The following is a 4,059-nucleotide window of genomic DNA, read 5'->3' as shown; positions in this document are numbered from 1 at the left end:
CCGTATTGATTGGACTTCTGCTGGCCACACCAAAAATTATTCAAATCACCCAGGGCGCTTCATCTGAACGTTTGGGGCAACATCTGAGCCAACCGGCGGCGCTTCGGTCCGTTACTCTGAGTGTTTCAAATATGACATGTTCCCTTTGTCCGATTACCGTTCGCAAAAGTCTGATGTCCGTTAATGGAGTAATCAAGGCACGGGTGAATTTTGAAGAGAAAGAGGCCTTTGTCATTTACGATTCCAACCGAATAACTGTCAAGGAATTGATTCGGGCGACAACAAACGCGGGATATCCTTCACAGGTTATCGCTGGTTCTGACAAAGAACGGATTGAGTAAGAACACCGCGATTTCCTGAAGAAATCACGAAAACCAAGAGGAGTAATCCCATGAAACAGAAAACGATTCAAATCGACATTGAGGGCATGACGTGCGAGGATTGTGCACGAACCATCGAAAAAGCGTTGAAACTACCCGGAGTGATTGAAAAAAAGGTGGGGTTTACCGATCGCCGGGCACGTGTCTCGTTTGATCCGGGAAAAATTGATCCGCATGAAATCGCCCGGCGAATCAACGAGATTGGCCCCTACCGTGCCAAAAATATCAAGGAAATCGGAGAGCCGAACAATCGGCCGAAACAGGTCATCATTATCGGGGGAGGGTCTGCCGCCTTTGCGGCCGCGCTTCGGGCCCACGAGCTGGGATCCCATGTAACCATGATTAATGCGGGGCTGCCAATTGGCGGAACCTGCGTGAACGTAGGGTGTGTCCCCTCGAAGAATCTTATTCGCGCAGCCGAAGAGCTGCACCGCTCGCAAAAAAGCCGATTCCCGGGGATTACCAAGGAGGGCCGTTTATCTTCCTTTGCAGATGTGATTCAGCAAAAGCGCGAAATGGTTTTGGATTTACGTCAGGAAAAATACACCAACGTTATTGCAAACATGGAAGACGTTGAGCTTATTGAGGGAAGGGGCCAGATCGTTTCTCCGACAACGGTACGTGTGAATGGGAAAACGCTTTCAGCCGACGCCATCATCTTGGCTACGGGCGCTTCTCCCAGAATCCCCCCCATTCCGGGCCTGGACGACGTGCCCTATTTAACCAACGCATCTGCATTTGAACTGGAGACGCTTCCGGAACACCTGATTGTTCTCGGTGGAAACTACATTGGGATTGAAACGGCTCAGCTATTTGCCCGTCTTGGAAGCCGTGTGACGGTTGTGGAACTGCTGCCACAGATATTGCCAACAGAAACTCACGATCTTACAGAGGAATTAAAGGGCTACCTGGCGGAAGAAGGGATTCAATTTATGACGAACGCCCGCACGGAGCGCATCTACCAAAAGGGAAAAGAGATTTACCTTGATATGGATTACAACAAGCAGCACACACAGATCCACGGGACGCATCTGTTGGTGGCAACCGGTCGCAAGCCCAACACGGAAGGGCTGGGATTGGAGAAGGTCGGAGTGGACGTGACGCCGTCGGGTGCGGTTCACGTCAATGAGTATCTCGAAAGCACGGTACCGGGCATTTTCGCTGCGGGTGACGTTATTGGAGGGTTCATGTTTGTCTACACGGCAGCCTACGAGGGAAAACTGGCGGTGGACAACATTCTTTCAGGCGAAAAACAAGCAGCCGACTACCGGGCGCTTCCCTGGGTCATTTTCACAGACCCTCAGGTTGCCGGTGTGGGACTGAATGAACCACAGGCACAGGCCCAAGGAATTGATGCAGAAAGTGTAACACTTCCTCTAAAATACGTTCCGCATTCCATCGCTGCGCGCGATATGCGGGGATTTATCCGCCTGATTCGCAACAAACAAACCAATCAATTGGTGGGGGCCCGAATTCTGGCGCCGGGAGGAGCGGAATTGCTCATGGAAGTGGCCATGGCCATTAAGTGGGGAATTACCGTTGAGCAGCTAAAGGATATGTTTCATCCGTATCTGACCCTGTCTGAAGGAATCAAGCTGGCGGCCATTGGATTCACAAAGGACATCAAAACGCTCAGTTGCTGCGCAACCTAAATGTTTTTCCTTGCTCCGGATTCGAAAAACAAAAGCGAGTCATGCGCCCTCTCACTCATCCGGGCACGGTCACAACGGGATGCCCCTTATTCAGACCCACCCAAAAACGCCCGATCCAGAGAAAGGACCGGGCGTTTTGGCAGGACTCACTGTTATTTTTGGACCAGAATTATTCTTCCAGATCTTCGATGAATTTATTGGCGATCACGGCAGCATGAGCTCCGTCTCCAACGGCTGTGGCCACCTGGCGAACCAGCGTATCACGCACATCGCCGGCCGCAAAAACACCCGGGAGATTTGTTTCCATGTCGGGTGTGACCTCAATGTAACCCCAGTCGTTGAGTTTGACCTGATCCTTCAAGAACTCCGTATTCGGCTCCAATCCCACATACACAAACACACCGTCAACCTTCATATCAAATTTTTCGTTGGTGGAACGATTTTCAACGGTAATGGACTCCACTTTGTCTTTGCCGTTAATACTCACCAGACGGTGATGGGGAAATGCCTCCACATTTTTGTTTTCCAGTACGCGGTCCTGCAAGATGGGTTCTGCCGTCAAATGCGGCAAGAACTCTATAATTTTAATTGATTTAACGTACTTTAGCAAAAACAGACTTTCCTGCAATCCTGAATTCCCGCCGCCAATGACGGCGATATTTTTATCCTTAAAAAACGGGGCATCGCAGGTGGCACAATAGGACACTCCTCGCCCTTTCAATTCCTTTTCACCGGGAACACCCAATTCCTTCGGATGGGTTCCGGTTGCCAGAATTACGGCTTTAGCCGTCACCTTTTCACCATTGACAAGCATGGTTTTGGGCTGGGATTTCAGATCCAGATCCCGGACATCCCCGTACAAAACGGTGGCGCCAAAGCGTTTGGCCTGCTTTTCCATTTTTTCGGCCAAATCAACACCGCCCACACCCTCGGGAAAACCGGGGTAGTTGTCTATCCAATCCGTTGAGGCGGCTTCGCCACCAATGGCTTCCTTTTCAACCACCAGTGTTTTTAATTTGCCTCGTCCCGTGTAGATGGCAGCCGTTAATCCGGCAGGGCCTGCCCCCAGAACCACCACGTCGTAAGTCTTTTCCGTTAGTTGGTCTTCCTGCCCTATGTGAAATGAGAACTCAGACATTTTCGCTCCACTCCTTTTTTAGATTGGGTCCTATTCCAATGCCTTCAGAACTTCATCCACAAATTGCGGTTCGGGAAAAGCGCCTTCAAACGAATGGCTTTTATTGATAACGATTTTCGGTACAGCCTGAACAGAATATTGCATGGAAAGCTGCGGATATTCATTGGCTTCGATCATAATGCCGCGGATGTTATCGTTGGCCATGGCAAACTTGTGCGCCGTTCGGACGGCACGGGGACAATACGGACAGGACGTTGTCACAAAAACCCAGATGTCAACAGGTTTGTCGATGGCCTGAACCTTTTGCAACACGGAGGCTTCCAGATCAATGTGGTGATTGGACACATCGACGATGTCTTCCAGAATGGACGCGAATTCATAGCCGGCCGGAATGCCGTAATAGCGAATGCCGTAATCTTTTTCGTTTCGAATCACCGTGGCCGGTACCAATCCCGAAAGGCTGTCAATTTCATATTCCGCCACTTTTTCTTTATCCGTTTGCACATTGTACACTTCCACATTGATCTTGTCACTCAAGTCCGCCACTTCGAGAAGCAATTGCTTCGTTTCCGGGCAATAATCACAATTGAGTTCTTGCGTAAAATGTACGATTGTCACAGGGTCTTTCAATTGTTCGAAAATACCCTGAATGGCTTTTTTATCCTCATCTTTCAATAAACCCATGAGAACGACCTCCATTTAATTGTTTAAATTAATAATTAGTTGTCTCGATTTTAAAGGAATTTAAATATAAGATATTTTATATATGAATGCAAGTTTAATTTTGGAAAGAACCGGGCAGGATAGAAAAGATTTTTTCTAACCTCTTGTTATTAATGGCACAGAAAAACACCCCTCAGCAGAATGGGGACAAATTCGGCAAAAATTC

General features: G+C 48.8%; 4 protein-coding genes. 2 read left to right on the top strand and 2 right to left on the bottom strand.

Features of this window, described 5'->3' with window-relative positions; genetic code table 11:
- Window positions 1-131: 131 nt before the first annotated feature.
- Window positions 132-341 (top strand): mercury transporter, encoded by a 210-nt coding sequence (locus tag GXO76_08500; GenBank protein ID NOY77894.1) that lies wholly within the window; start codon window positions 132-134, stop codon window positions 339-341.
- A 50-nt stretch (window positions 342-391) separates the two neighbouring features.
- Window positions 392-2,032 (top strand): mercury(II) reductase, encoded by a 1,641-nt coding sequence (gene merA / locus GXO76_08495; protein ID NOY77893.1) that lies wholly within the window; start codon window positions 392-394, stop codon window positions 2,030-2,032.
- Window positions 2,033-2,201: 169 nt separating this feature from the next.
- Here merA and trxB read toward each other — a convergent pair whose 3' ends face one another.
- Together trxB and GXO76_08485 are read right to left on the bottom strand one after the other, a co-directional pair.
- A complete protein-coding gene (gene trxB / locus GXO76_08490; GenBank protein ID NOY77892.1) occupies window positions 2,202-3,170 on the bottom strand; it encodes a thioredoxin-disulfide reductase in 969 nt (322 codons plus the stop codon).
- A gap of 30 nt (window positions 3,171-3,200) precedes the next feature.
- Window positions 3,201-3,854, bottom strand: coding sequence for a glutaredoxin (locus GXO76_08485; GenBank protein ID NOY77891.1), 654 nt, complete (start codon window positions 3,852-3,854; stop codon window positions 3,201-3,203).
- Window positions 3,855-4,059: the final 205 nt, after the last annotated feature.

The organism is Calditrichota bacterium (genome assembly GCA_013151735.1).
Lineage (GTDB): Bacteria > Zhuqueibacterota > JdFR-76 > JdFR-76 > BMS3Abin05 > BMS3Abin05.
This window is presented reverse-complemented; position numbering and strand designations above follow the sequence as displayed.

Excerpts from the sequence above, each read along its gene's own strand:
- GXO76_08485 (NOY77891.1), bottom strand. The coding sequence starts at position 3,854 with ATGGGTTTATTGAAAGATGAGGATAAAAAAGCCATTCAGGGTATTTTC.
- trxB (NOY77892.1), bottom strand. The coding sequence starts at position 3,170 with ATGTCTGAGTTCTCATTTCACATAGGGCAGGAAGACCAACTAACGGAA.
- GXO76_08500 (NOY77894.1), top strand. The coding sequence starts at position 132 with ATGACATGTTCCCTTTGTCCGATTACCGTTCGCAAAAGTCTGATGTCC.
- merA (NOY77893.1), top strand. The coding sequence starts at position 392 with ATGAAACAGAAAACGATTCAAATCGACATTGAGGGCATGACGTGCGAG.